This window comes from Rhodococcus sp. P4_B6 (assembly GCF_056402215.1).
The window spans coordinates 12,551-39,042 of sequence record NZ_JBFUHV010000077.1; the positions used below are offsets into that span (position 1 = coordinate 12,551).

The 26,492-nt window shown below is 67.0% G+C and carries 22 protein-coding genes and 1 pseudogene; 12 read left to right on the top strand and 11 right to left on the bottom strand.

Features of this window, described 5'->3' with window-relative positions:
• Positions 1-12 precede the first annotated feature (12 nt).
• The 7 genes from AC1DWT_RS29385 to AC1DWT_RS29415 form a co-directional block, all read right to left on the bottom strand.
• Complete coding sequence (locus tag AC1DWT_RS29385) at positions 13-822, bottom strand: enoyl-CoA hydratase/isomerase family protein (protein ID WP_206012436.1); 810 nt, start codon at positions 820-822, stop codon at positions 13-15.
• 23 nt (positions 823-845) lie between these two features.
• Positions 846-1,631: an SDR family NAD(P)-dependent oxidoreductase gene (locus AC1DWT_RS29390; protein WP_072943216.1), complete on the bottom strand. Its 786-nt coding sequence runs from the start codon at positions 1,629-1,631 to the stop codon at positions 846-848.
• Positions 1,628-2,797, bottom strand: a complete 1,170-nt coding sequence (locus AC1DWT_RS29395; RefSeq protein ID WP_477923297.1) for a thiolase family protein — start codon at positions 2,795-2,797, stop codon at positions 1,628-1,630. Before AC1DWT_RS29395 ends, AC1DWT_RS29390 begins: the two co-directional genes overlap by 4 nt.
• Before the next feature lie 69 nt (positions 2,798-2,866).
• Complete coding sequence (locus AC1DWT_RS29400) at positions 2,867-3,670, bottom strand: SDR family NAD(P)-dependent oxidoreductase (protein ID WP_206012434.1); 804 nt, start codon at positions 3,668-3,670, stop codon at positions 2,867-2,869.
• Positions 3,671-3,696: 26 nt separating this feature from the next.
• Positions 3,697-4,092: a MaoC/PaaZ C-terminal domain-containing protein gene (locus tag AC1DWT_RS29405; protein ID WP_206012433.1), complete on the bottom strand. Its 396-nt coding sequence runs from the start codon at positions 4,090-4,092 to the stop codon at positions 3,697-3,699.
• Positions 4,089-4,544, bottom strand: a complete 456-nt coding sequence (locus AC1DWT_RS29410) for a MaoC family dehydratase N-terminal domain-containing protein (protein WP_072943227.1) — start codon at positions 4,542-4,544, stop codon at positions 4,089-4,091. The genes AC1DWT_RS29405 and AC1DWT_RS29410 overlap by 4 nt, the downstream gene beginning before the upstream one ends.
• 3 nt (positions 4,545-4,547) lie before the next feature.
• Complete coding sequence (locus tag AC1DWT_RS29415) at positions 4,548-5,735, bottom strand: lipid-transfer protein (protein WP_206012432.1); 1,188 nt, start codon at positions 5,733-5,735, stop codon at positions 4,548-4,550.
• A 314-nt stretch (positions 5,736-6,049) separates the two neighbouring features.
• Here AC1DWT_RS29415 and AC1DWT_RS29420 point away from each other — a divergent pair, with 314 nt between their 5' ends.
• The 10 genes from AC1DWT_RS29420 (at position 6,050) to AC1DWT_RS29465 (ending at position 17,149) form a co-directional block, all read left to right on the top strand.
• Positions 6,050-7,282, top strand: coding sequence for a cytochrome P450 (locus tag AC1DWT_RS29420; RefSeq protein WP_072943231.1), 1,233 nt, complete (start codon positions 6,050-6,052; stop codon positions 7,280-7,282).
• An 18-nt stretch (positions 7,283-7,300) separates the two neighbouring features.
• Positions 7,301-7,507: a ferredoxin gene (locus AC1DWT_RS29425; protein ID WP_206012431.1), complete on the top strand. Its 207-nt coding sequence runs from the start codon at positions 7,301-7,303 to the stop codon at positions 7,505-7,507.
• Between the two features lie 155 nt (positions 7,508-7,662).
• Positions 7,663-8,454 carry an acyl-CoA thioesterase gene (locus AC1DWT_RS29430; RefSeq protein WP_241031239.1) on the top strand — a complete coding sequence of 264 codons (792 nt, stop codon included), beginning with the start codon at positions 7,663-7,665 and terminating at the stop codon, positions 8,452-8,454.
• A 64-nt stretch (positions 8,455-8,518) separates the two neighbouring features.
• On the top strand, positions 8,519-9,421 hold the full coding sequence (locus AC1DWT_RS29435; RefSeq protein ID WP_072943233.1) for an SDR family NAD(P)-dependent oxidoreductase: 903 nt from the start codon (positions 8,519-8,521) through the stop codon (positions 9,419-9,421).
• A 70-nt stretch (positions 9,422-9,491) separates the two neighbouring features.
• Complete coding sequence (locus AC1DWT_RS29440; RefSeq protein ID WP_206012430.1) at positions 9,492-11,063, top strand: acyl-CoA synthetase; 1,572 nt, start codon at positions 9,492-9,494, stop codon at positions 11,061-11,063.
• Positions 11,060-12,217: an acyl-CoA dehydrogenase family protein gene (locus tag AC1DWT_RS29445; protein ID WP_477923302.1), complete on the top strand. Its 1,158-nt coding sequence runs from the start codon at positions 11,060-11,062 to the stop codon at positions 12,215-12,217. The genes AC1DWT_RS29440 and AC1DWT_RS29445 overlap by 4 nt, the downstream gene beginning before the upstream one ends.
• Positions 12,218-12,264: 47 nt before the next feature.
• On the top strand, positions 12,265-13,515 hold the full coding sequence (locus tag AC1DWT_RS29450; RefSeq protein WP_095863960.1) for an NAD(P)/FAD-dependent oxidoreductase: 1,251 nt from the start codon (positions 12,265-12,267) through the stop codon (positions 13,513-13,515).
• Positions 13,512-14,303 carry an enoyl-CoA hydratase/isomerase family protein gene (locus AC1DWT_RS29455; protein ID WP_477923304.1) on the top strand — a complete coding sequence of 264 codons (792 nt, stop codon included), beginning with the start codon at positions 13,512-13,514 and terminating at the stop codon, positions 14,301-14,303. Before AC1DWT_RS29450 ends, AC1DWT_RS29455 begins: the two co-directional genes overlap by 4 nt.
• 45 nt (positions 14,304-14,348) lie before the next feature.
• The gene (locus AC1DWT_RS29460; RefSeq protein ID WP_206012429.1) at positions 14,349-15,518 is read left to right on the top strand and encodes a CaiB/BaiF CoA transferase family protein; all 1,170 of its coding nucleotides are present in this window, start codon (positions 14,349-14,351) and stop codon (positions 15,516-15,518) included.
• A 317-nt stretch (positions 15,519-15,835) separates the two neighbouring features.
• Positions 15,836-17,149 (top strand): MFS transporter, encoded by a 1,314-nt coding sequence (locus AC1DWT_RS29465; RefSeq protein ID WP_083395864.1) that lies wholly within the window; start codon positions 15,836-15,838, stop codon positions 17,147-17,149.
• 302 nt (positions 17,150-17,451) lie between these two features.
• Here the strand turns inward: AC1DWT_RS29465 and AC1DWT_RS29470 are convergent, their stop codons facing one another.
• From AC1DWT_RS29470 to AC1DWT_RS29480, 3 genes are read right to left on the bottom strand one after another with little or no spacing between them, the layout of a single operon-like run.
• Entirely contained in the window at positions 17,452-17,874 is a 423-nt protein-coding gene (locus tag AC1DWT_RS29470) for a DUF6262 family protein (protein WP_206012428.1), read from the bottom strand.
• On the bottom strand, positions 17,874-20,009 hold the full coding sequence (locus AC1DWT_RS29475) for a tyrosine-type recombinase/integrase (RefSeq protein WP_477923306.1): 2,136 nt from the start codon (positions 20,007-20,009) through the stop codon (positions 17,874-17,876). Before AC1DWT_RS29475 ends, AC1DWT_RS29470 begins: the two co-directional genes overlap by 1 nt.
• A gap of 33 nt (positions 20,010-20,042) precedes the next feature.
• On the bottom strand, positions 20,043-21,281 hold the full coding sequence (locus tag AC1DWT_RS29480; RefSeq protein ID WP_241031238.1) for a tyrosine-type recombinase/integrase: 1,239 nt from the start codon (positions 21,279-21,281) through the stop codon (positions 20,043-20,045).
• Between the two features lie 120 nt (positions 21,282-21,401).
• On the opposite strand from AC1DWT_RS29480, the pseudogene AC1DWT_RS29485 reads away from it, so the two are divergent.
• Both AC1DWT_RS29485 and AC1DWT_RS29490 read left to right on the top strand, forming a co-directional pair.
• Positions 21,402-22,087: pseudogene (locus AC1DWT_RS29485) on the top strand (IS701 family transposase); the annotation flags it as partial.
• Positions 22,088-22,424: 337 nt separating this feature from the next.
• Positions 22,425-24,491 (top strand): FUSC family protein, encoded by a 2,067-nt coding sequence (locus tag AC1DWT_RS29490; protein WP_095863962.1) that lies wholly within the window; start codon positions 22,425-22,427, stop codon positions 24,489-24,491.
• A gap of 577 nt (positions 24,492-25,068) precedes the next feature.
• Here AC1DWT_RS29490 and AC1DWT_RS29495 read toward each other — a convergent pair.
• Positions 25,069-26,085 (bottom strand): NADP-dependent oxidoreductase, encoded by a 1,017-nt coding sequence (locus AC1DWT_RS29495; RefSeq protein WP_072943244.1) that lies wholly within the window; start codon positions 26,083-26,085, stop codon positions 25,069-25,071.
• Positions 26,086-26,492: the final 407 nt, after the last annotated feature.

Here is a 26,492-nt window from a genome sequence, read left to right on the forward strand (position 1 = left end):
GCGGGGCACGGATCAGGCCGGGGTCCGGGCCGCGGCCTTGAGGGTCTCCCGCTCGGCGAGGAAGGCCTCGACGGCGCGGGCGTGGTCGCCAGAGGCGAAGCACTCCTTCTCGGTGGCCAGCGCGGTGTCGAGGACGAGGTTCGCGGTGTCCCGGAGAATGATGTTCAGCGCCGCCTTGGTGCCTTGGACGGCACGCACGGGGCTCTCGGCCAGCCGGTGCGCGAGGGCGTGAGCCTGATCGAGCAGCGCACTCGGCTCGATGACCCGGTTGACCAGCCCGATCCGTTCGGCTTCGACCGCACCGACCTTGTCGCCGGTGAGCAGGTATTCCTTGGCCCGGGCCATGCCGGTCAGCCACGGCCAGGCCACCACACCGCCGTCGCCGGCGACCACGCCGACAGTCACGTGCGGGTCGGCGATGACGGCGTCGGTGGAGGCGTACACCACGTCGCACAGCAGGGCGAGGGTCGCCCCGAGTCCGATGGCGGGGCCGTTCACGGCGGCGATGATCGGCTGGGGGAGTTCGAGCAGTTCGATGATGATGGAGCGGGCGTCCTGGAAGAAGGCGTCGAGTTCGGGGCCGGCGCTCATCCGCGGGCCCTTGAGGTTCCCGCCGGCCGAGAACGCTCGCCCGTTGCCGGTCAGGACCACTGCCCGCACCTGCCGGTCGCGACGGATCTGTCCCCACAGGGCGATGAGCTCGGTGTGCAGGTCGTGGTTGATGGCGTTGTAGTCGTCCGGTCGGTCGAGGCGGACCGTGAGGACGCCGTCCCGCTGGTCGATCTCCAGATGGGTGTAGTCGTAGGGCGCGGTGGTGCCCATGGTGGTGTTCCTTTCGAGTCGATTCATCGCTGATCGGCGACCAGAGGCCGCCACAGGGGCAGGATCTGCCCGGACATGTACGCGGAGGCGGGCGAGACGAGGAAGCGGACCGCTTCGGCGACGTCGTCCGGGGACCCGATCCGCGCGAGGATCTCGTCCCCGGAGTCGGCGCGCTCACGCAGCCGGTGCTGGGCGCGACCGGTGGCGATGAGTCCGGGTGCCACACAATTGACCCGGATGCCTTCCGGGGCAAGGTCGTTGGCGAGGTAGCGGGTGTAGTGCATCACTGCTGCCTTGGTGATGCCGTAGTGGGCGTAGGTGCCGGTGGATTTGGCTTCGACCCCGGTGATCGACCCCATGGTGACGATCGAGGGATCGGTGGCGCGCCGTAGCGCGGGCAGCGCAGCGCCGACGGTGGTGATGGTCCCGTGCAGGTTTCGGCGCAGGACGTTGTCGAGGTCGTCGAGGTCGATCGCGGAGGCCCGGTTGCCGTCGAAGGCCCCGGATCCGCCGCCTGCGTTGCAGACCAGCGCGCCGAGCGCCGACCATTCGTCGAGGATGCGCGTCCCGAGTTCGTTCATCGCGTCGACGTCGGTGGTGCTGGCTTCGGCGGCGATGACCGGCGCGCCGTGACTTTCGAGTTCGTCGATGACGCTGGTGGTTTCGTCGTCGGCTGCGAACTCGCGGTACCCGTCGAAGTCGGTGTCGACGACCGCGACGGCGTATCCGTCCTTAGCGAGGTTCACGGCGATCCGGCGGCCGATGCCGCGTGCTGCTCCGGTGACCAGGGCGGTCCGTGCCGCGGTCACGACAGCAGCTCCAGGATGGTGGCGTTGGCCATGCCGCCGCCCTCGCACATCGACTGCAGTCCGTAGCGGATGCCCTGTTCGCGCATGTGGTGGACCAGTGTGGTCATGATCCGGGCGCCGGATCCGCCGACGGGGTGTCCGATGGCCATCGCTCCGCCGTTCGGGTTCATCTGGGTGTAGTCCGCGCCGGTCTCGCGCAGCCAGGCGAGCGTGACCGAGGCGAAGGCCTCGTTGATCTCGAACACTCCGATGTCGTCGAGCGTCAGCCCACTCTTCTTCAATACCTTGGCGGTGGCGGGGATGGGACCTTTGAGCATGGTCACGGGGTCGGTGCCGGCGACCACCGCGGTGTGGATGCGGGCAATCGGCGTCCAACCCTGCGCGCGGGCGAACTCGCTGGTGGTGATCAGCAATGCGCCGGMGCCGTCGGAGATCTGTGAGGCGTTGCCCGCGGTGATGGTGCCACCCTCACCGAAGGCAGGCGCGAGTCCGCCGAGGGTTTCGAGGGTGGAGCCGCGCCGCACGCCCTCGTCGGTGTCGAAGGTGTGTTCGGCGCCGTTGTCGCCGGTCACCGTGATGGGCGCGATCTGGTCCTTGAAGCGTCCTTCGTCGATCGCCCGGGCGGCGCGGGCGTGCGAGTCGAGGGCGTGCTGGTCCATCTCGGTGCGGGTGATTCCGTACTCGGCGGCGATCCTTTGCGCACCCACACCCTGATGGAATCGTCTGTCGTCGTAGCGCTTCCACACGTCGGGGCCGAAGGGCTGGCCGAACTGGCCGTCGGCGAGAGTGGCGCTTGCCGGCACGGCGCTCATGATCTCGACGCCACCGGCCACGGCGACGTCGTACTGGCCGGCGACGACCCCGGCCGCGGCCTGGTGTACCGCCTGTTGGGAGGATCCGCACTGGCGGTCGATGGTCAGGCCGGGAACCGATTCGGGCCAACCGGCGGCGAGGACGGCGGCGCGGCCGATGCAGCCGCTCTGCATACCGACGCCGATGGCGCAGCCCCAGACGACATCGTCGACGACGGCGGGGTCCAGATGGTTGCGTTCGGCGAGTGCGGTGAGGACGTGGGCGGACAGGGTGGCGGAGTGATGCTTCGCCAGTGATCCGTTCCTTTTGCCGACGGCGGTGCGTACCGCGTCGACGATGACGGCATCACGCATGATRGTCTCCGAGGGAGTGAGGGGCCCGGTGGGCCGGTGAGGGTTTCGGGACGGTGGTCGGCACGCAGATCAGCGGGAGCCGGCGTCGACGGTAAGGCATTGGCCGGAGACGTAATTCGTCTCCTGCAGGCAGAGCGCGTAGACAGCGCCGGCGGCCTCGGCGGGTGTGCCCGGCCTGCCGAGGGGGTTGGTGCGCTTGACCGCGCTCATGATGTCCTGACTGACCCCGACCTTGATCTTGCGGCCTTCGATTTCGACGTAGGTGTCGTCGCCGGCGACGGCCTCGGTCATGCGGGTGAGGATGAACCCGAAGGCGACGGCGTTGACGTTGACCTTGTAGCGGCCCCACTCCTTGGCGAGGGTCTTGGTGAGCCCGATGACCCCAGCCTTGGCGGCAGCGTAGTTGGCCTGCCCGGGGTTTCCGTAGACACCGGAGACGGAGGAGACGTTGACGACCTTGCGGTGGCGATCGGTCGGGTTCGCCTTGATGTAGGGCTGGGCGGCGCGCAGAATCCGGAACGGCGCCTGCAGGTGTACGTCGAGGACGTTCTGCCACTGGTCGTCGGTCATCTTCTGGATGACGTTGTCCATGATGTAGCCGGCGTTGTTGACGATGATGTCGAGCCCACCGAAGGTGTCGGTGGCGGTTGCGACGAAGCGGTCGGCGAAGTCGTGGTCGGTGACCGAACCGATGCAGGCCACCGCCTTTCCGCCGGCGGACACGATGTCGGCGACGGTCTCGTCGGCGGGTTCCTTGTCGACGTCGTTGACGACGACGCTGGCGCCTTCGGCGGCCAGTTTGAGTGCGACTTCGCGGCCGATGCCGCGCCCGGAGCCGGAGATGAGTGCGACGTTGCCGTCCAGGGTTTTCATGATGGGGAGTCCTTGCGTTGGTCGAATCAGTGGGTGGTGACGACGGCGGTGCCCGAGAGGGTGACCGTTCCGTCGGGAAGGGCGACACTGAGATCGAGGTGGGCGAGGCCGTCCTCGACCTTGGCGACGGTGCCCGTGCAGGTCGGTGTGGTGTTCACCGGTGTGATCGCGGTGAATCGAACCTCGAAGCTGCGGAGGCGGTCTTGCGGGAACGTCGCGGTCAGCAACCGGCCCAGGTAGGCCATCGACAGCATTCCGTGGGCGAAGACGTCCTCGATTCCGACGGCGTGGCAGGCGTCGATGTCGATGTGGACCGGGTTGTGGTCCCCGGAGGCGCCGGCGTACAGGGCGAGGGTCGTGCGGGTGATCGTGGGGCAGTCGAGGGAGAAGGTGTCTCCCGCGGTCAGGTATGCGGTGTTCATGCGGCCGCCTTCGGGTCGCGGACGACGATGGTGCTCGTCAGCGTTGCGATGGGGGTGCCGTCACGGCTGACGTGGGTGTCGCGGACGATGAAGTCGAGGGCACCGCCCTTCTTGTCGTAGACGTCGGTCACCTCGGTCCAGAAGGTCAGGGTGTCACCGGCGTACGCCTGGGCGTGGTAGTGGAATCGCTGTCCTCCGTGCAGGATTGCGCGCATGTCGACTCCGAGGTCGGCGAGGAATCGGTGCCGGTCGGGGTTGTCCATCTCGAGGCAGAACAGGAACGTCGCCGGGATCAGGAGATCGCGGTAACCCGCCAACCGGGCGGCGTCGAGGTCGGTGTACGCCGGATCGGGTTGTCCGGTCGCCTGCGCGAAGGAGCGCAACCGGCCGCGTTCGGCTGTGGTCTGGAACTCGGGGGTACGGGTGCCGACGATCGTCGGGTCGATGGGCATGGTTCAGGACAACCTTTCGAACAGCGTGATCACACCTGCGGTGCCGAGGCCGAGGTTGTGCTGGAGGCCCAGGGTGGCGTTCTCGACCTGTCGATCGCCCGCCTCGCCGCGCAGTTGCCAGGTGATCTCGGCGGTCTGGGCGAGACCGGTGGCCCCCAGCGGATGTCCCTTGGACAGCAGACCGCCGGAGGGGTTGGTGACCACCCTGCCGCCGTAGGTGTTCTCGCCCTCGAGGATGAACTTCTCGGCCCCGCCCTCGTCGCACAGGCCGAGCGCCTCGTAGGAGAGCACCTCGTTGACGGTGAAGCAGTCGTGCAGTTCGACGACCGCGATGTCGCGGGGGTCGACACCTGCCTGCTGGTACACATCCCGGGCGGCCCTCCGGGTCACATCCGTGCCGACCAGCGACATCGCGCTCTTCTTCGCGAAGAGGTCGTCGGCGTCGGACTGTAGGGTCTGCGCCGCGATGGCAACCCTCGGGGTCAGTCCGTTCGCTCGGGCGAACTCGTCCGAGCAGATCACTGCTGCGGCGGCGCCGCAGGTGGGCGGGCAGCATTGCAGCCGGGTCAGCAGTCCCGCGATCCGGGGGGAGTCGAGCACGTCGGTCAAGGTGACCGGATCCCGGAACACCGCATACGGGTTGTTCGCGGCGTGGCTGCGGGCTTTGACCGCCACCGCGGCGAAGGTGTCCGCACTGCCACCGTACTTCTGCAAGTACTCGAGGCCGGCCGCGGCAAAGTATTGCGGAGTCATGGGAACGTCGGGATCGATGTCGTAGATCTCGCCCAGTGCCGCGACGAAGTCGCTCAGCGGGGCGGGCCGATCGGTCCACTTCGCGCTCAGGGCGCCGGGTGGCATCTGCTCGAAGCCGACGGCGAGTGCGCAGTCGACGGCACCGGATTCGACCGCTTGGCGGGCCAGCCACAACGCCGAAGATCCGGAGGCGCAGTTGTTGTTGACGTTCAGCACCGGGATCCCGGTCTTGCCGATCTGGTACACGACTCGCTGACCACTGGTCGAATCGCCATAAACATATCCGGCGTAGACCTGCTGCACCCGGTCATAGGTCAGCCCAGCGTCCTTAAGGGCGGACGTGATCGCCCTCGGACCTTGGAAGTCGTAGGAGTCTCCGGCGCTCGGTTTGCTGAACGGCGCCATGCCGACACCGGCAACCAACACTCTGCGATTCATTTCGATCTCCCTTTCACTCTAACGATGATTCACTTTCGGTGATCGGACGCGGGCCTGTCAAGGGCGTTCGTGAAATTCGCCGCCGACCTGCGTCAACGCTCGGCCGCAGGCGTCGCCGCATCAGTATGTAATTCAGTGTTAGATCCGATCGCAGCGTCGGACGAGCGGCGGGAGCCTCTCGTTCGTGGCCGGTAAGAGGCGAAATATGCGGCTCGGATTCCTGCTTCAGGCCTTGACATAGAACGCAGTAAGTGAAGTATGGTTCGAGTATTAACCGATTGGCGAGTGAGCTCGCTCGTGACAGGAGAGTTCCAATGCTCGACACCACCGAAGCCACGGCATTTCCGATGCACCGCGATGTCGCCCGGTGCCCCTTCGACCCGCCGGCGACGCTCGCGGAGTGGCGCCGTGAAGGGGCCCTCAGACGGGTGCGGATCTGGGACGGCAGCGAGCCCTGGCTCGTGACCCGGCACGAAGACATCCGCGCCGTGCTCAGTCACTCCGCGATCAGCGCCGACACCGACAATCCGGGCTACCCCCACTCCTCGGCCGCCATCAGGGCCCGCCGGGCGCGCGCGAAGACGTTCTTCCAGATGGACGGTCCCGCGCACGACGATCCCCGACGAGTACTGGCCCGCGACTTCACCGCGAAGCGGATGCAGGCGTTGCGCGAGCACATCCAGGAGATCGTGGACGCGCTCATCACCGAGCTGCTCGCCGGGCCTAAGCCGGTCGACCTGGTGGAGGCCTTCGCGCTCCCGGTGCCGTCGCTGATGATCTGCGAGCTGCTCGGGGTGCCGTACGCCGACCACGACGTGTTTCAGCGACTGAGCAAGGTGTTCGTCGCCAAGGCATCGACGCCGGAGCAGACCACCGCGGCAGCGGAGGAACTGATCGAGTTCATCGCCGGGCTGGTCGACGCCAAGAGCGTGAATCCGGGTGACGACGTGCTCAGCCGCCTCGCCGTGGAGCAGCTCGTCCCGGGCTTGATGACCCGCGAAGAGGTGGCACGGATGGGTCTGCTGCTACTGACCGCCGGCCACGAGACCTCCGCGAACATGATCGCGCTCGGCACGGCCGCGCTGCTCGGCAGGCCGGACCAGGTGGAGTTGCTCCGCACGAGCGGCGACCCGGCACTACTGGCCGGCGCGGTCGAAGAGTTGCTCCGGTACCTGACCATCGTGCACAGCGGTCTGCGCCGGGTCGCCAGCGAGGACATGGAGATCGCCGGGACTCTCATCCGACGCGGCGACGGTGTCGTCCTGTCCCTCGATTCCGGCAACCGCGATGCCCTCGCGTTTCACGACGAAGGCGTGTCCGGACCGGACGCCCTCGACATCACCCGTCAGGCCCGTCACCACCTTGCGTTCGGCTTCGGTGTCCACCAGTGCCTGGGGCAGCAGCTGGCGCGCGTCGAACTGCAGGTCGTGTTCGGCACGCTGTTCCGCCGAATTCCCACACTGGCGCTCGCCGAGCCACTCGAGAATGTCGCCTTCAAAGACGACATGTCGATCTACGGGGTGCATCGACTGTTGGTGACCTGGTGACACGAAAGGACCACAATGATGGAAATCCACATTGACGAAGACAAGTGCGTCGGTGGCGGGCAGTGCGTGCTCGCGGCCCCCGACGTGTTCGACCAGCGCGACGAGGACGGTGTCGCGGTTCTGCTGGTCGACAACGCGCCCGCCGAGTTGCACGACCAGATCCGGGAGGCCGCCCGGCTGTGCCCGGCGGTCGCCATCGAACTCGGTGAGCGAGCAGAGACGTGACGATGCCCACGACGTCGGTGCAGCCGGGTGGCACTCGGCCTGCCGGGCCGGGGGACACCCGAAACGGTGCCGGCTTGATCGAGTTCCTCAGCCTCGAGCGCTCGGACCCCGATCGCTTCCAGGGATGGTGTCATGGCGGTTCACCGATGCGAGCGATGGGAGGACAGATCGCGGCCCAGGCCCTCGCTGCGGCCGGGCATACCGTCGACCCGGACCGCACGGTGCATTCGCTGCACGGATACTTCCTTCGAGGCGGGGACACCGACCGGCCCGTCGACTACACCGTCGAACGCATGCGCGACGGGCGCAGCTACTCGGCCCGTAGGGTGACCGCAATCCAACAGGGACAACCGATCTTTACCCTGACCGCATCTTTCAAGCGCCCGGAGGCAGGGGCCGAACGACAGACGCGGATGCCGCAGGTGCTGCCGCCCGACGATCTGGCCGACGCCTTCGAATACTGGTCCGAGATCAAACCCGCGGCTTACCGGATTGCCAAGTACGCGCAGGTGACCGCGATGCGCATCGCCCCGCTGTCGCCTGGTGGTGCGACGTGGGCGCAGGACGGTGGCCAGCTACGTCAGGCGGTGTGGTTCCGGACGAAAGAATCGATGCCCGACGACCCCCTGCTGCACGCGTGCGCACTCACCTACTGCTCCGATATCACGCTGCCCCAGACGGCGGTCCTGGACATCGAGCTGCTTTACCCGATCCGGGCCGAGCCCTCGAAGATGATGTTGTCCTCCCTCGACCACGCGATGTGGTTCCACCGCCCTTTCCGTGCGGACGAGTGGCTGCTGTTCGCTCAGCGCAGCACGTCGACAGTGGACGGGAGGGGTTTCAACCTCGGTGAATTCTGGACCCGGGACGGCGCGTTGGTCGCTTCCGTCACCCAGGAGGCGGCGATCCGTCCGCGTTCCCGACGGGCCGAACCGGGCACCACCTAGACCATCCCACGGGAAGACCGACCGGTCGTGTCGGTCGTTCCCCCGCAGAAAGAGAGTAAAAACCATGGGACAGTTGCACAATCGCGTGGCCGTCGTCACCGGTGCCGGCGGCGGCCTGGGACGCGAGCACGCGTTGCTACTCGCCGCCGAAGGCGCCACGGTCGTCGTGAACGATCTGCATGGCGCACAGGCCGTGGTTGACGAGATCCGTTCCGCCGGAGGGGAAGCCGTCGCGGTCGAGGGCTCCGTTGCTGATATGACCACCGGAGAGCAGCTCGTGGCAGCAGCGGTCGAGTCCTTCGGCGACCTCCACGTCATCGTGAACAACGCCGGGGTCGTGCGTGACGCCATGCTGTGGAACATGACCGAGGACCAGTTCGACCTCGTGGTCGACGTCCACCTCAAGGGTGCGTTCGGGCTCACCCGGGCGGCGGGACGGTTCTGGCGTGAACAGAGTCGGTCGGGTGCGTCGGCCGACCGCTCGATCGTCAACACGACATCCGCCGCCGGCCTGCACGGCAATGTCGGCCAATGGAACTACGCCGCCGCGAAGGCAGGCCTGGCGATCCAGGCCGTTCTCGCGGCAGAAGAACTGGGCCGATTCGGGGTCCGCGCCAACGCGATCTCGCCGGCGGCGCGCACGCCGATGGTCACGACCGCACCAATTCTGGCCGCGGCGGTCGCCGCACCGGAAGACGAAGACGCGTTCGACCGGTTCCACCCGAGGAATGTGTCGTCACTGGTGGGCTACCTGGCCACCGCCGACTGCCCCTTCACAGGGCAGGTCTTCTCCGTCACCGGAGGCCATGTCGGTCTCTACGCCGGCTACTCGCTCGCGCACTCCGTCGACACCGACCGCCCCTGGTCGGTCGACGAGCTGGCCGAACTGATGGGCGCCGCGTCGTTCCCGAAGTCGGCCGAGGCCATCCGCCCCCGACTGATCCAACTCGAGGGTGCGGGCCAGTGACCGCGGACCMCTTATCGCACAACCACCATCCGATCCGACGGTTCCGCCGGACGGCGCAGCGGGAGTTGTCATGTATCTGACCCACGCCTTACACCGCGCACTCGAGCAGTGGCCCGATGAGGTCATGACCGTCGACGGCGACTGTTCCCGCACCACCCGAGAGGTCGCCGACAGTGTGGCTCGACTGGCCGGGGCACTCCAGCGGATCGGCGTCGGCACCGGCAACAGGGTCGGCATCGTGGCGCTGAACTCCGCCCACCACCACGAAGTATTCTTCGCCAGCTGGTGGGCCGGCGCAGTGGCGAACCCCATCAACACCCGATGGTCCGCCGCTGAGATCGCCTACGCGCTGACCGACTCCGGCACCGAGGTACTGTTCGTCGACGACGCGTTCGCACACTTCGGCCCCGAGCTGCGTGAGCGAGCCCCCGGCCTACGCACCCTGATCTACTGCGGCGCCGGGCCGACCCCCGAGGGCATGCTCGCCTACGAGGAACTGGTCGCCGGCGCGGCACCGGTTCCCCACATCCATCGAGGCGGCGACGAGCTGGCGATGTTGCTCTACACCGGCGGCACCACCGGCAAACCCAAGGGCGTGATGGTCACCCACCGCTCCTTCATGACCTCCTTGCTGAGCTACCACCTCGCCGGGTCGTCGGTGAAACGTGGCGGAGCCACGCTGTGCACGGCACCGCTCTTCCACATCGGAGCCCTTCTCAGTTGGTACGGCCAGACCCTGCTCGGCGGCACCCTGGTGTTCTTGCCCACCTTCACGCCGGAGGCCGTACTGGGCGCAATCGACGAACACCGCGTCACCGGGTGTGCGCTCGTTCCCGCCATGATCCAAAGGCTCTGCGAGCACCCCGACTTCGACTCCTACGACGTCAGCAGCCTCGAATTCATCGGGTACGGCGCATCGGGCACCCCGCAAAGCCTGCTCGACCTGGCAATGAAACACTTCCCCTCGATCAACTTCGTCCACGTCTACGGGATGACCGAGACCGGCGTGCTGACCGTCCTCGGCGGCGACGAGCACAGGACCGGAGGCGCCCGACTACGCTCGGTCGGCCGGGCCACGCCCACCGTCGAGATCGCCGTCGTCGACCCGGACGGTCACCGCCTCCCTCCCGGCCAGATCGGCGAGGTCGTGACCAGAGGCGACCACGTCATGGCCGGGTACTGGCGCAAGCCGGAAGCCACCGCGACCGCACTCCGGGACGGCTGGATGCACACCGGCGACGGGGGATACCTCGACGAGGCCGGTTACCTCTACATCGTCGACCGCCTCAAGGACATGATCATCACCGGTGGTGAGAACGTGTACTCCGCGGAGGTGGAGAATGCCCTGGCCGCCCACCCGGCGGTGGCGTCCTGTGCGGTGATCGGCGTCCCCGACCCGGATTGGGGCGAGCGGGTGCACGCCGTGATCGTGCCGCGGCCGGGCCACACGGTCACTGCCGAAGAACTGCGCGCTCACACCAAGACCCTCATCGCGGGCTACAAGGCGCCGCGCACGGTCGACTTCGTCGGCGCCATGCCGGTCTCGGGCACCGGAAAAATCCTCAAACGTGAACTCCGCGCGGCATACACCGACCGCGACACCACCCTTCCAACGACTTCCCGAAACGAGCAGCCGACATGAAACGCACCGTCTACGACACCGACCACGACGAATTCCGCACGATGATCCGCGATTTCATCGCCAAGGAGGTCGTTCCCCACTATCCGGACTGGGAAGCAGTCGGCCACCCGCCCCGCGATCTGTTCAGCAAACTCGGTGACATCGGCGTCACCGGTTTCGGCATCCCCGAGGAATACGGGGGCCCGGGCGAGGTCAGCTTCAAGTATCAGGCGATCCTCTCCGAGGAAAGCGCCCGCGCCGTCATCATGCTCGGCCACTACGGGCTCAGCACCGGGATGGTCCTGCCCTACCTACTCACCCTGGCCACCGAGGAGCAGAAGAAGCGGTGGCTGCCCGGGATCGCATCGGGCGATACGGTCCTGTGCATCGCAATGACCGAACCGGGCACCGGCTCGGATCTGGCAGGCATCCGGACCTCCGCACGGCTGTCCGAGGACGGCACTCACTATGTGCTCAATGGTGCGAAGACCTTCATCTCCGGTGCCCGCAACTCCGAGCTGTGCGTCGTGGTCGCCCGCACCTCACTCCCGACTGAGGACGACCGCCGCACCGGCCTGAGCCTGCTGGTCGTGCCCACCGACAGCACGGGCTTCGAATTCGGCCGCAATCTCGACAAGATCGGCCTCAAGGCGAGCGACACCAATGAATTGTCCTTCACCGACATCGTTGTGCCGGTGGAAAATCTGCTCGGCGAGGAGGGCAAGGCGTTCGCCTACATGGGCCAGAATCTGCCTCGTGAGCGCCTGTTGGTCGGCGTCGACGCCACCGGACGGGCCGCAGCCGCGATCGAACACGCCAAGGAGTACGTCAAGGAACGAGTCGTCTTCGGCCGGCCGGTGGCGGCATTCCAGAACACGAAGTTCGTGCTGGCGGAGTGCGCCACAGAGGTCGAGGCCTCGCAGGCACTGGTGGATCGGGGTATCGAGTTGGAGGCAGTCGGGGAACTGACCCCGGCGGACGCGGCGCGGATCAAGCTGTTCGCGACCGAGACCGCCGGCCGGGTGATCGACAAGTGCCTGCAACTGCACGGCGGTTACGGCTACATGCGCGAATACCCCATCGCCCGGCTGTACACCGATATCCGCGTCAACCGCATTTACGGCGGATCCAGCGAGGTGATGAAGACCATCATCGCCAAAGACCTCAGCCTGTAGACGAGAGCGCTGAACGTCGTGAGCGAACCCAACCGAAGGAACATTCGATGACACTCCGAGATGTCGTCGTCGTCGGCGCATCGGCGGCGGGATTGACCGCCGCCGAAACACTGCGCCGGGACGGCTTCGAGGGGCGGTTGACGGTGATCGGCGACGAGCCGCACGCCCCGTACGACCGACCGCCCCTGTCCAAACAGGTCCTGCGCGGCGAGTGGAAACGTGAGCGCGTCGCTCTGCGCGCCCAGGAGTCGCTCGACGCCCTCGACGTGGATTGGTTGCTGGGTATCAGAGCGGAGCGCCTGGATCTGGGTGCGCGCACCGTCGAATTGGGCGACGGCACACGAGTACCGTTCGACGGACTGGTCGTCGCAACCGGGGTGCGGCCCCGGCGACTTCCGTTCGGACACGACCTCGACGGCGTGCACGTGCTGCGCGGTCTCGACGACGCGTGGGACCTCAGGGAGGCACTGCAGGAGCGCCCGCCCGTCGTGGTCGTCGGCGCCGGCTTCCTGGGCGCCGAGGCCGCGGCGGTTGCCCGAGAATTAGGGTGTGCTGTAACGATTGTCGATCCGCTGGACGCGCCGATGGTGCGCCAACTGGGTGCCGGTATGGCGGCCCGGGTCGCCCGGCTGCACATCGACCGCGGAGTGGACCTGCGGTGCGGCACCGGAGTCGTCGGCTTCACGGAAGAGCACGGCCGGGTTGCCGGCGTGCGTCTCGACGACGGCACGGTGACTCCCGCCCGGGTTGTCGTGGTCGCGATCGGCTCGGTACCTGCGGTCGACTGGCTGCGCGACAGCGGTCTGCCGGTCGGTGACGGGCTGCTGTGCGACGAGTGCTGCGAGGCCGCGCCCGGCATCGTCGGCGCAGGCGACGTCGCCTCGTGGATCCATCCTCGGTTCGGCCGGATTCGCGTCGAACACCGCATGAACGCGACAGAGCAGGGGATGGCGGCTGCCCGGACGCTGCTCGGCCACCGCATCCCGTTCGCACCGATCCCGTACTTCTGGACAGACCAGTACGACAACAGGATCCAGGTCTACGGGCGCATCTCGGGTGACCTCGGGTTCACGGTCGTCGACGGTGATCCGGAGGAAGGGCCGTTCGCCGCCGTGCAGTTCGACGCGGACGGGCGCACCCGCGCCGTGGCCGCCTGGAACATGCCGCGGATCGCGCGCACGTGGCGAGCGCGGCTCGTCGCCGATGCACCGCCTCCGCAGCGCACACCGACGACGGCCGGTGTCGGCCCGGTTCCATCACCCATCACAGACGTTCCAGCAGTGAGGACACAACCATGACCGACACGGTCGTATACCGAGAAGAAAACGGTGTCGCGACGATCGCGATGAACCGCCCCGAGCGCCGCAACTCCTTCACGATCGAGATGGCCGACGGGCTGCTCGCCGCCCTCGAACGGGCGGAGAACGACCGTGGCATCCGGGCGGTCGTCATCACCAGCACCGGCGACCACTTCTCTGTCGGACGCGACAACGCCGACACCGACCCGCCGCCATACCCGGCGGGTGACCACCTGCGGGGCCGTACGTCGCTCATGCGCTACACGCGTCTGGTGACCTGCATGCACGACATGAACACACCGACCATCGCGGAGATCCGCGGTGGCTGCGCCGGCGCCGGGATGTCCTTCGCGCTCAACTGCGACTTCCGGTACGCCTCGACGACGGCCGTGATGAGCACCGCGTTCGTCAAGGTCGCCTTCGGCGGCGACCTCGGCGGTGTGTGGCACCTGACCCGGCTCGTCGGGCCGCTCCGGGCGAAAGAGTTGCTTCTGCTCTCCCCGAGACTGCGCGGCACCGAATTGCTCGACTGGGGACTGGTCAACGACGTGCTACCACCCGAGGAACTCTCGGCGAGGGTGATGGCCACCGCTACCGAGATCGCGTCCCACTCGCCCACAGCCGTCGCGGCGGCGCGGCRCAACCTGCAGGCGGCCACGAGCCTGTCCCTGGGGGACTACCTGCCCCTCGAAGCAGAGCAGTTCGCCACGTGCGCGGCCTCCCCGGACGCCGAGGAGGCGCGTGTCGCCTTCGTGGAAAAGCGCGCGCCCCGATTCGTGATCGCCTGACTCCCGTGCGGAGGCGACGCCCAATTCCGAACGAGAGCTCCCACCATGACTCCCACCGCCCCTAGAAAAGCCACGGCCCACCGCGGGCCACTGTCCGGCATCCGTGTCGTCGAACTCGGAGGCATCGGTCCCGGCCCCTTCGCCGGCATGCTGCTCGGCGACCTCGGTGCCGAGGTAATCCGCATCGACCGACCACAGGACGCGGGGAAGCCCAACCCCCACCCGATCCTGCACCGCAATCGGCGCTCGGTCACGATCGACCTCAAGCACGGGCAGGGCACCGACGTCGTACTAGCGCTGATCGACACCGCGGACGCCGTGATCGAAGGCTTCCGCCCGGGAGTCGCCGAGCGTCTGGGTATCGGACCGTATGCCCTGCTGGCGCGCAACCCGGCGTTGGCCTACGGCCGGATGACGGGCTGGGGTCAGGATGGTCCTTTGGCCGCCGAGCCGGGGCACGACATCAACTTCATCGCCCTCAGCGGGGCCCTGCACGCCATCGGGCCGGCCGACGAGCCGGTCGTGCCGCTCAACCTAATCGGTGACATGGGCGGCGGTGGCATGCTGTTGGCCTTTGGCCTGCTCGCCGGGATCCTCAGCGCGCGCAGCACAGGACGGGGCCAGGTGGTCGACGCCGCGATGACCGACGGCTCGGCCACGCTGCTGGCGATGATCCACGGTTTCCTCAACGCGGGAGGCTGGGAAGACGAACGAGAACGCAACTCGATCGACGGCGGCAGTCCCTGCTACGGGGTCTATCGCTGCGCCGACGACCGGCACGTCGCCCTCGGCATCGGGGACGAGCGGTCGTACGGGGCCCTGCTCCAGGTTCTGCGACTCGAGGACGACCCGGACTTCGCCGACCGACGCGACAGCACCGCGTGGCGAGCCATGCGCAAGACTCTCGGCGAGGTCTTCGGCAGTCGCGATCGCGATGCCTGGGAGCGCGTGTTCGCCGGCAGGGGAGCCTGTGTGACTCCCGTCCTGTCCCTGACCGAAGCCCCTCGGCATCCACACAACCACGCGCGCGGCACATTCAGGACTGGCCCCGACGGGGCAATCGAACCCGCTCCCGCGCCGCGGTTCTCCGGCACCCCGGCCGCCGAGCCGTCCCGCGCGTCGGTCATCGGCTCCGACACCGAAAACGTACTCGCCGAAGTCGGTTACGTTCCCGGCCGCATCGCCGGACTGCGGGCGCAAGGCGTGATTGCGTAGCAATACCGGCGATCAGCCCCACAACGGAGGGCCCCCGGCGGCGCCGGGGGCCCTTAACGCCCGGCGGCCCACGTGGCTGGCTCTGCGCGCGTCCGAGAACGCCATTAGTGAAGTGGTGTTCGAAAGATAATCCTCAATTTAACTGTAAGAACACGATTAAGTTAATTGTTAGTCGGGTATAGCTCTTGCTTCGGTCGGTGTGGCGTGCTTCACTCTTGAGAGGCGAAGCCCCGTGTGAGCGTCACCGCGCCGGGCAGGAATCGTGTGGGTTCGCCTCCCACCCCTCCGATAAACTCTTCATTCGAGGAAGGTCGCTCATGACTGTTGACCAGTCTTCACCGGCAGCAAAGCCGGAAGCCGCGGCGCGCGGCCCGGTGACCAGGCGTCAGGCCTGGACGATCGTCGTGCTGCTGTTCACATTCCTGCTGCTGAACTACGCTGACAAGGCGATCGTCGGCCTCGCCGGTGTCGAGATGATGCGGGATCTCCGCATCGACGCCAGCCAGTTCGGCCTCATGCAGAGCGCATTCTTCTGGCTCTTCGCCGTCGGCGCCATCCTCGGTGGGTACTTCGTCGGCAAGGTACCGGCTCGCTGGTTGCTCGGCGGCGTCGCTCTTCTATGGACCCTCAGTCTGGTCCCGATGATCTGGAGCACCAGCTTCACGGTCCTGATCATCACCCGGATTTTGCTGGGATTTGCCGAAGGGCCCAGCGCTGCCATGGCTTTCAGCGTCACCCACACCTGGTTCGCCCCGGAGAAGCGGGCCCTGCCTACCTCCATCGTCGGCGCCGGCGTCGCAGTTGGCCCGGTCGTCGCCGCGCCGGTAATCACCGCACTGATCACCAGCTTCGACTGGCATGCAGCCTTCGCGGTCGCGGCGGTGGCGGGTGCGCTGTTCGTCGTGGCCTGGCTGCTCCTCGGCCGCGAGGGCCCGGAGGTGGCCGGGCACCAGCAGTCGTCGATCGCCCTGCTGCCCGAGCACGTGCCGTTCCGGCGGCTGCTGTTCTCCGGCACCGTCATCGGGGTCACGGTGCTGTTCTTCGCCACCTTCTGCACAGCGGCAACGAAGATCAGCTGGCTGCCGCTGGCGCTGCGACAGGGCGCCGGCTACGACGCGAAGACTGCCGGCTGGCTGGTCTCGCTGACGTACCTGCTCAGCGCGGTGCTGATGATCGCCTTCGGCGCGGTCTCCCGGGCGATGACCAAGCGGGGCATGAGTGTGCGCGCCGCGCGAGGTCTGCTGCCCTGTGCACTGGTCACGGTGGGCGGCCTCAGCACCTCGGTGTGGATGGTTCCCGAACGCGGTCCGCTGCAGATCGCTCTGCTGGTAGTCGGAGCCGCCCTCGTCGTGGGGGCACAGGGGGTGGCGTGGACGCTGATCTCCGACGTCGTCCCCGCGACACAGCGCGGCACCGTGATCGGCATCATCGTCGCCTGCTACAGCATGGGTGGCGTTCTCGCGCCGCTGATGCTGGGTGGCTTCGTGACGGGCTCGGCGACTCCGCTCGCGGGCTATCAGTCAGGCTTCGCCCTGCTCGGGGGAATCCTGATCGTCGCGGGAGTGATCGGCGCGCTTCTGATCAAGCCGGAACGTGACGTCGCCGCGATGTCCGCGGCGGCTGGCAGGTAGAGCGCGCGCTCAGCTGCGCCCCGTGGTGGATTTCGATCGCATCGGATCCACCACGGGGAACGCTTGTCGACACCTCGGGGACTGAATCCACCGAAAGTCTGAGCATGAAGCTGCTGCTCGAACAAGCAGTGCACATTCCCTTGCGGACCGCCGATATCGGGCTCGCAGGCCATATCAGCAACGTGGCCGGTGTGCGAATCATCGACCTATGCCGACGTCTTATCTGGGGTAATGAGCGTGAATCTGCGTGTTTATGCAGGTAGATCTTTTGCGTACGCGTCTGCAAGAGGAGCGTCAGGGCGTCACCCTGGTGTTTGGAGGGCGCGTTGGGCGCCGAGGCGGCGACGTAGTTCGAGGTTCTCGCCGTGCGCGGCCTCGAGCGCCTGTTGGAGCGCGCCTATCTCGTCACGGTGACGCCGTTTGAGTTCGGTGAGCTGGGCGGTGAGGGTGCGGACGACGCTGCTCGGAGTTCCGTCTCCGGTCGGGGCCGCTGCTGCCGGTGGCGGTGTGTTCTGCTGTTGAGTCCGAAGTTGTTGGACGCGTTGGCGGATCGGGGTGCAGCGGTAGAGGAAGTCCAGGGAGACACCCGCGGTCCGGGCGAGGCCGCGGAAGGTGATCGGCTCGTTGCGGCGGATGATCTCGTGCAGTCCCTGCTCGGCTCGGGCCTGAGCGGCGGCGCTCTTGCGGGCGGCGGCCTGGCGGAGGTTGTCCGGGTTGCCACGCATCAGTGGTTGTCCTCTTTTCCGGTGATGGCCTCGGTGCGGGCCTCGACGCCGGCGCCGCGGATCGCCCCGGCGGTGCCGTCGGCGAGCCGGGTGTGCCCGAGGGTGAGGATGATTCGGCCGAGGGCATCGCGTTCCTGGTGGCGTCCGGCGAGCCAGATGTTGTCCTCGCCCATCTGGTGTCCGGTGCGGGCCTCGAACGTCGCGCGGCGTTCGGTAATGAGTTGTGTGGTTCGGGCGAGTTGGGTTTGCAGCTCGGGCAGGAAGGTGGCGTCGGTGGCGAACTTGTCGCAGGTCAGGCAGGCGTTGCCCTTGCCGCAGACCTGACGGGGCGGCAGCAGGCAGTACCCGTTGGGCAGGATCCGGTCGGTGCGTCGGTCCAGCTCGAGCATGTCGTAGAGGTCGCGGGGATCGACCTCGAGCTCACGCCCGTCGGCGGTGATCTTTCGGAAGCGCAGGAACTCGGCCTCGGCGGTGGACTGCAACGTCTGCGCATACGTCATGCTCATAGTCGGCGTGAGGTGCCCGAGATAGCGCTGCAGCACGTGCAACGGGACGCCGGTGTTCAGCAACCGGGTGGCGACGGTGTGGCGGAATCGGTGGGTGCGGTTGAAATCGACCAGGGCTCCGGTGCTGTCGCGCACGTCCAGCCGGACGGCCAGATCGGTCAGCAGATTCCGCAGGACGGTGCCGGAGTAGGGCCGGTCGCCGTTGCGGTTCATCAGCGTGGCCAGGAACAGGTACTTCGGGGTCCTGCCGGGTGCGCCGTGTTCGGCGAGGAACCGCTGCGCCCACTGTTGCTGCTCGCGGATGATCGCGAYGACCTCGGCGTGCACCGGGATGGTGTCCGGCCCGCCGTCGATCTTCGTCTGCTGGTAGCGGAGCTTGGCGACCAGCCCCAGCTCGTCACCGTCTGCGGCGGGGTCGCCCGGCGAGGCGGGGGCCGTCGGCGACAACGGCAGCAGCGGGTCGCGGTCGACCAGGCAGATCTCGCTGACGCGCCGGCCCAACAACGCCACCAGCATGGTGATCCGCATGGCCTGCTCGTCCCCGAACCCGCCGTCGGCGACCGCGGCGCCGAGCAGGTCCAGCCCGGCCATGATCCGCGTCATGGCGTCGTCGTCGATGACCTGACCGTCGAGCCGGGGCCGCGGCTTGCCGGGCAGCTCACCCCGCCGGTAGACGCCGGCGTGCTCGGGTCCGAGTCGCCGCCAGCCCGGTTCGGCCAGCGCCGCGGCGGCCGCGTCCTTGTTGTCGGTCATGAATAGGTAGAACTGCTCCACATCGCTGGCCAGACGCTGCATCGACGCCGGCGACAACCGCTGGCCGGTGCGGCGTCCACGGGTGACCGGCCTGGCGCGGAGATGACCGAGGAACTCCAGCATGAGGGCCCGCATCCCGGCGGCGTCATCGACCAGCCACGGCCCCTCGACCCCGCGGCCGCCCAGGAACGCGTCGAACTCGCCCACCGCCACGATCCGGCGGTGCACCGTCGACCAGCTCAACGATCCCGTCTCCAGCCCGACCTTGCAGTGCCACTGCAGCCCGCGCCGCAGCCAGCGGGCGCCGATCCGGTCGAACCGCACCGAGTACCGGCCCATCGGCTCGTGCTCGCGCAGCGGGATCCGGTTGTCCTCGACCGGGTTCCATCGGTCCCGCTGCCACCACGGGCCGGTATCGGAGGCGGTGACGAGTAGCCGCATCATCCGCGTCAGCAGGCAGCGGATGTTGTTCATCGTGGTGGCCGCCGGCAGCCGTCCGCGGCGGCGGTGCACCGCATGCTGGATCTGCCCGCACCAGTCCCGCACGGGCAGTCCGAGCAGGGAGGCGGGCGCCTGCCCGGCACGATCGGCGATCACCTCACCGAGCCGGCGCACCAGCATGCTCAAGCCCGGTGTCGGGATCTTCCCGCCCAGCTCGATGATCCGGAACACACACCACGCCACCTCCCGGCGCATCGGCTCCGGCAGCTGCGACAGGTCCACCCCGGCCTGCCAGGTCCCGTCGTGGCAGAACGCTCCCGCGTATTCCGGTGGGACACTTGACTCGGCGAAGCACGACAGCCGCATCGGTTCCGGCACCGCCGCCCACAAGTCCTCCAGCGCCTGCGGGTCGCAGCGGACGCGGGCCGCTTCCACCCAGTCGATCGTGGCCTCGTCGCGCCCGGCCGGTCACGAGCCGGACCCGATCCGCTCGTCGCGGTGCGCGCCGACTCGCCAGCCACCGGTGAACGCCTTCCAGTCGGCGGCCGCCCGCATCTCGGCGTCCTCGCTCACGTGCGCGTAGGTGTTGAGCGTGGTCTGCACGTCGACATGTCCCAATCGTCGACTCACCACGTGCACCGGTACCCCCGACAGCAACAGCGCCGTGGCGTGGCTGTGCCGCATCCAGTGCGGCGACCAGGCGTGCGGCACCTGCCCGGACAGCTCGCGGCGCAGCCGGTCCACCAGGTCGTAGACGGACTCCGGTCGCCACGGCGCGAACCGCGGCTCCCGGTCGAGGTTGACGAACACGCAAGTGCCGTCGAAGTCGTCGGTGGCCAGATCGGCGCCGACCTCACACAACCGCCAGAGGTACTCGCCGTAGACGCGGTCCAGTTCGTCGGAGACATACACCCGCCGGTAGCCGCTCTTGGCCCGCACCCCGTGCGGGTGGTCTCGGGCGACGACCTCGACGTACGGGGTGTCACCGCACCCGGTGTGCCAATCGCGATGCTGCAAACCGAGCGCCTCACCCAGCCGAACACCGGTCTCCGCCAACAACATCCAGAGCAGTCGGTTGCGCACCGACCCACGCCACTCCCGCGTGTCGGGATCCCAACTCGCGCATGCCTCACAGATCCGCTCGATCTGCTCGGGCGTCAAGATCGGTGGCGCCCCCCGGCCCGGGCGGCGCACCCGGATCACCGCCTGGCGACGACCCTTGCGCCGCGCGACGTGCTCGAGCAGCGGCTTGTACCGGCCGCCGCCGCGATGGGTGATCCGATGCAGGTCCCGGCCGACGTCCACGCCGTTGAGCACGTGATAGTCGTAGCAGGACAGCACCGCACCCAGCCGCGCGGAGATCGTCGACTCGGCGAATCGGGCACCACGGTGCTCGATCGACACCACCCCCGGCTCGTCCCCGGTGCGCAACCACGTCAGGAACGCCCCGAAGTTCTCCAACGTCACCGCATCCCAGACCAGCCCGAACAGCTCCAGAAACTGCCACCACAACGCCAACGCCCGCGCATAGGACTTCACCGTGTTCGGCGACACCTGCTGGGCCCGAAGATATTCCAGGTACTCCTCCGCCGGGACCACCGGGCGATGATCGGAGCCGAGCACCGTCCAGGTGTGGCCCCCGCCCTCGGGCAGGACCAGCCGCTGCACCCGACAACCCGCCCCGACCGTTCCTGTGATCGTCGTCACACCCCGTAGCGTATCCACCCCGGATAGAACGTCCGCGACAGACACGCCGACCCTCGCACAGAACTCTCACCATTCATCGCGGACGGTGGTCACCTAACCCCAGATAGGACGTCGGCATAGGTCGACGACACCGGGTTCTTGAAGAAGGGCACCCGCTCGGCCGGCGTGCAGCGCCAGTACTCGGGCACCGCTGGGTGGGTGGACAATGTCAGATCGGGGTGTTCCTCGCCTACGCGAGTTCCGCTGGGCACGCGTTGATCGACCGGGAGCTGTACCTGCCCGAATCATGGACCTCTGCGGGTCTGGCTCGTCGAACGCGATATTTCCTACGTGCTGGCCACTCGCGTGGGCGACGACGTCTTTATCCCGGCGGGCACACCGGCCGGGCAGACGAGACGATCGCCGCGGTCCCGCCGAAGAGTGGCGCCGTATCTCTGCCGGCGACGGCGCGCACGGCCCGCGGGAGTATTCCTGGGTGCGGATCCCGATCCGGATCGCTTGGGCACCCGGGCGGGGGCACTGGCTGCTCGCCCGCCGATCCCTGTCGGATCCGACCGAGATCGCGGACTACATCTGCGCCGGACCCCGCCGCACCACGCTCACCGAACTCGCCGCCGCCGGCTCCCGGTGGCGGGTCGAGGAATGCTTCCAGTAGGCCCGCAGCGAGGCCGGCCTGGACCAGTATCAGGTGCGCACCTACCGTGCCTGGTACGCCCACACCACCTTGTCGATGCTCGCCCTCGCTGGCTGGCCGGGACGAAACCGAAGCAGTAGACGGGGAATCGGGATCGACGATCAGGGCATGATCGGCTACACGGTACCTTCAGATCCGGCGACTGCTCGTGCATCTGATCCTGTGGCACGTGCACCCCGACGAGCACGTCTGGTCCTGGTCACACTGGCGGAGACGCCGACAGCACCAGGCCCGCATCTGCCATTACCGAACACGCGGACAYGATCAGAAGCGATATCGTCCGAGACTGACCGCGATGGGTAGGACGCGGACACTTCCCGAATCAACGTACGGTGCATAGGATTAACGATCGGCAGGAAGTATTTCGGGATTGGGTGATATCGCAGAGCACCGCGATGTGTAGGGGTGTCATGACGGATGCGCGGGTGCTGAAGGCGCACAATCGGTGAATGGCTTTTCGGTTCGTACAGGAGACGGTCCGTTTTCTCGCGGTCTCCGATCCCGGCAGGCTGCGGCTCCGTGCCGCAACCGCCACGACGATCACCGTCGTGCTCGCGATGGTGGTGCTGCTACCGGGTTCCAACGTGATCGGCCAGCCACTCACCGTCGCGCTGCTCGGGACGGTCGTCGCGATGCAGTCCTCGGCGGCGGTCAAGGACAGGGATCAGCACAGCAGGGTGATCACGACACTGCTGCTCGTGTTTCCTGCAATCGCAGCGGTGTCGATGTCCGCGGTGCTGTCACAGTTCGGGAAGGTCGCCGATGTGGGCTTCATCGCGGTGCTCTTCGCGGCCGTCTGGGTGCGGCGCTACGGCCCCCGAGGGACGGCGCTCGGAATGGTTGCGTTCATCTGCTACTTCTTCGCGCTCTTCCTTCGGGCCGAGCCTGGGCAGATTCCCATCCTCGCCGTGTCCGTCGTCGCCGGCGTCGGTATCTCGCTCCTCGTCCGTACAGTGATCCTGCCGGATCGGCCCGGGCTCGAACTCAAACGGTTGGTTCGGGCGCTGCGGGCCGCGTCGATCGACGTGCTGGAGGTGGCGTCGAACAGGGGTGATCGGAATCTCGATCTACTCCGCAAGAAACTCGACCGGCTCGGAAGCACCGCGCTGATGATCGACGACTGGCTCGACCGCAACGATGCAGCCCAGCTCCTGAGTGTCACAAACGATGATCTGTCCGTTCGCATCTTCGACGCGCAAATCGCTACCGAACAACTCGTCAGCGCGCTGTGGGCGCTCGACCCGAACAAGTCGTGGCCGAACTCGCTGGGGCAGGCGACCACGGCACTGGGATCGTGCCTGCAGAACAATCCGTCGGACAACCAACTCCGCGCTGCCCGACGCCTCGCCACCGCGGCCGCAAACAAGTCCGATCCATCGACTCCGGAGGGTATCGCGACCGCCGTCGCGATGCGAGCAGTGCAGGCACACATCGCGATCCATCACATCACCAACAATGCCCTGCGAACAGAATCCGAGCCGAGGAAGAAACCGGACGAGGCCGAAGAGGCGGACACCGGATGGAATCCGAGCACCAAAGCCGCGATCCAGGTAGCCGTCGCGACCAGCGCTGCAACGATTCTCGGTGAGCTGATCTCGCCCGACCGCTGGTACTGGGCGGTCCTGACGGCCTTCCTCGTTTTCACCGGAGCGTCTACCCGCGGTGAGATTCTCTCGCGCGCAGGCCACCGCGTCGTCGGCACCATCGCGGGAGTTCTTGCAGGAGTATTGCTGTCCGCGTTGGTCGGAAACAACCAGCCATTGCAGCTGCTCCTGCTCGTTGTCTGCGTATTCTTCGCGTTCTACCTCGTCACGGTTGCCTACGCATTGCTCTCCTTCTTCGTTACCGTCATGCTTGCGATGCTGTACGGACTGCTCGGCACATTCAGCATCGAGGTACTAGAACTGCGCATCTACGAAACGGCGGCCGGGGGAATCGTCGGAATAGCGGCGGCGTGCTTCATCTTCTCCACCGGAACGAGATCGACGCTGATCTCGAAGATCGACGACTACCTCGATCAGATGACTGCCATCATCGACACCGGTATCGGAGCCGTCGTCCAACCAGGCCACGAGACTGACCTCGTCGCCGACATCCGGAAGCTGGACAACGCGCTGAAGGACCTTGTCACGGCGGGCAAACCCTTGGAAATGGGACCGACGACGCGGACCCGTCGGGGAGCAAAACGGCTGTTGCGGATCATGACGGCCAGCAATCGGTCGTCTCATGCACTCGCCCGAGCAGGGGTCAGCGCCTCTCGCGGCGAACCGGACAGCGGACCGTCGCAGGCGACCGCGAAGGCATTGCGCCAAGCAGCCGACGTCACCAAGGCAACCATCGCCGACGTCAAACGCGCACTCGCCGGCGAGCACGTAGAGCCTCCAGAGAAACTCACCGAAACCTCGGCACCCGACGTCATGCTGCGGTCGACTACCACACCCGGGCCGGTTCGCAGTGCCGTCCGCTCGCTCAGCACCCTCAACCGCACGATGGGGGAGGCATTGACGCGTGTCTGATGGCGTCGTACACACTCCCGGGCGCTCAGCTCAGTTGTCGGATGCGGGGAGGGTGTCGGCGCATGTTCGAAGAGGGCGGGCCATCCGCGGCGTAGCCAGGTGAGAGGGCCGCGGTCGAGGTGGCTGCCTTTGATGAGGTGGGAGAGTTGCTGCTGATGATCGGGGACACCCAGTTCATGGAGTTTGGCGTAGACGGGGTTCACGGTCAGCCGATGTCGGGTGACATGTGCCCACGCCGAACTTGTGGTCCAGTTCCAGATCGGCCCGTAGGCGATCGCCCCGTCGGCGCGAACGATGATTCCGTCATCGCGGCCGCCGCGAGTGTAGGGGCAGGCGGATTCGTCGGCCCGCTCACCTATTGTTCGTCGAGCCCGAGCAGATTGTGAGCGCGTCGGGCGGGCTCGGTGGTCAACACCTTGTGCAAATCGACGGGCGTGCCGACAGGGGCGGAGTGATCCCAGTGGACGGAGTTGGCGAGGACCTGCAGTAGAGGTGGATCGGTGGGATACCTCGCCTGCGTCGGGGGCCGTATGCCGGCCGCGCGATGACGAAATGCGAAGCTCCGACTGAGGTGGTTTCAGAGGCTGGCAGTCAGATCGATGATGAGCTTGCCCGGTTGGCCGTTGGGGAACGAGTCCACGAAGGCGGCCGGCAGCTCCTCGAATCCGGGCAATACCGATTGCACGGCCTCCAACTGTCCGGAACTGATGAGTTCGCCAAGCGTGGCTTCAACCTCTGCTGCGCGGTCCATGTAGTCGAGCACGACGAATCCTTGGGTGAGGACACGCTTGGTGAGAAGCTGTCCGAAGTTGTTTGGGCCGGAGGGGCGTTCGGTCAAGTTGTAGCCGTCGATCAGGCCACACAAGGCGATGTGTGCGTGGTTGTTCAGCCGGGTGATCGATGCCTCGAACATCGGGCCCCCCGAGTTTTCGAAGAGGCGGTCGATGCCGTCCGGTGTTGCCGCCTCGAGCTGGTCCTTCCAATCAGGGGCCTTGCGGTCGACGACGGCGTCGGCGCCCAGTCGGGCCACCATCGAGCACTTCTCGGCGCCTCCTGCGATGCCGACAACCTGTGCGCCCGCCTGCTTCGCGAGTTGGACGGCCACGCTTCCGACTGCGCCAGAGGCGCCGGAGATCAAGACGGTGTGCCCTGGTTCCGGCCGCAAGATGTCGCACACTCCGGCCCACGCGGTCAGGCCCGTCATCCCGAGGACGCCAAGGTAGTGCTCCAAGGGGACGTCCTCGCGTGATGCGATTCGGTCCCAGTCAGAGCCGGGCGAGCTGACGATCTGGTGCCGTTGCCAGCCGACGAAGCCACGAACGATGTCGCCCGCGGTGAAATTGCTGTTGCGTGAGGCGGTCACGCGGGCCAGTCCGAAAGCGCGAACTGGCTCTCCGATTGCGACTGGCGGAAGATAACTCGGTCGGTCGTCGAGCCAGCCCCTGATGGCCGGATCGATCGAGATGAAGAGGGTCTCGAGTGCGACGTCGCCAGCCTTGAGTTCGGACAGGACGACGTCCTCCACTCGGAAGTCCTCCAAGCTCACGTGCCCGTGGGGGCGCTGCGCCAGGACGATCTGTTGTGATGAATTCACGGTGTGCTACTCCTTCGTCACCAACGACGGTAGAAGTCATGACGAGGCGAAACTTGGCCCTATGCGCACGGGATTCGACGAGCGCGCACAGCGCGCATCTCAATGCCGAATACGGTGCGCCTGATAAAAGCTGATGCGCGCAAACAGCCAAGACGTGATGTCCATCACTTCATAGGGTCGGTGGAAATGGGCTTCGTGCCGAGGAGTCCTCCTGGTAGATCCGGAGTCAACGCAATGAATGACACACGCGCCGACCGCCCTCTCGAGATTGCGGTCACGATCGATGACTTCATCCTGTGGGACGGCGTTCCCATGCCGGACGACACGACTCCCACCGACATCACGCGGTCTGTGGCGAAAACGCTGAACGACTACGGACTCAAGGGCACCTACGGCTTCTCTCACAC

What these genes read in the sequence shown, in the direction of transcription:
- AC1DWT_RS29385 (WP_206012436.1), bottom strand. Translation starts at nt 822, where the DNA reads ATGGGCACCACCGCGCCCTACGACTACACCCATCTGGAGATCGACCAG.
- AC1DWT_RS29400 (WP_206012434.1), bottom strand. Translation starts at nt 3,670, where the DNA reads ATGAAAACCCTGGACGGCAACGTCGCACTCATCTCCGGCTCCGGGCGC.
- AC1DWT_RS29405 (WP_206012433.1), bottom strand. Translation starts at nt 4,092, where the DNA reads ATGAACACCGCATACCTGACCGCGGGAGACACCTTCTCCCTCGACTGC.
- AC1DWT_RS29410 (WP_072943227.1), bottom strand. Translation starts at nt 4,544, where the DNA reads ATGCCCATCGACCCGACGATCGTCGGCACCCGTACCCCCGAGTTCCAG.
- AC1DWT_RS29415 (WP_206012432.1), bottom strand. Translation starts at nt 5,735, where the DNA reads ATGAATCGCAGAGTGTTGGTTGCCGGTGTCGGCATGGCGCCGTTCAGC.
- AC1DWT_RS29420 (WP_072943231.1), top strand. Translation starts at nt 6,050, where the DNA reads ATGCTCGACACCACCGAAGCCACGGCATTTCCGATGCACCGCGATGTC.
- AC1DWT_RS29425 (WP_206012431.1), top strand. Translation starts at nt 7,301, where the DNA reads ATGGAAATCCACATTGACGAAGACAAGTGCGTCGGTGGCGGGCAGTGC.
- AC1DWT_RS29430 (WP_241031239.1), top strand. Translation starts at nt 7,663, where the DNA reads ATGGGAGGACAGATCGCGGCCCAGGCCCTCGCTGCGGCCGGGCATACC.
- AC1DWT_RS29435 (WP_072943233.1), top strand. Translation starts at nt 8,519, where the DNA reads ATGGGACAGTTGCACAATCGCGTGGCCGTCGTCACCGGTGCCGGCGGC.
- AC1DWT_RS29440 (WP_206012430.1), top strand. Translation starts at nt 9,492, where the DNA reads ATGTATCTGACCCACGCCTTACACCGCGCACTCGAGCAGTGGCCCGAT.
- AC1DWT_RS29445 (WP_477923302.1), top strand. Translation starts at nt 11,060, where the DNA reads ATGAAACGCACCGTCTACGACACCGACCACGACGAATTCCGCACGATG.
- AC1DWT_RS29450 (WP_095863960.1), top strand. Translation starts at nt 12,265, where the DNA reads ATGACACTCCGAGATGTCGTCGTCGTCGGCGCATCGGCGGCGGGATTG.
- AC1DWT_RS29460 (WP_206012429.1), top strand. Translation starts at nt 14,349, where the DNA reads ATGACTCCCACCGCCCCTAGAAAAGCCACGGCCCACCGCGGGCCACTG.
- AC1DWT_RS29465 (WP_083395864.1), top strand. Translation starts at nt 15,836, where the DNA reads ATGACTGTTGACCAGTCTTCACCGGCAGCAAAGCCGGAAGCCGCGGCG.
- AC1DWT_RS29470 (WP_206012428.1), bottom strand. Translation starts at nt 17,874, where the DNA reads ATGCGTGGCAACCCGGACAACCTCCGCCAGGCCGCCGCCCGCAAGAGC.
- AC1DWT_RS29490 (WP_095863962.1), top strand. Translation starts at nt 22,425, where the DNA reads ATGGCTTTTCGGTTCGTACAGGAGACGGTCCGTTTTCTCGCGGTCTCC.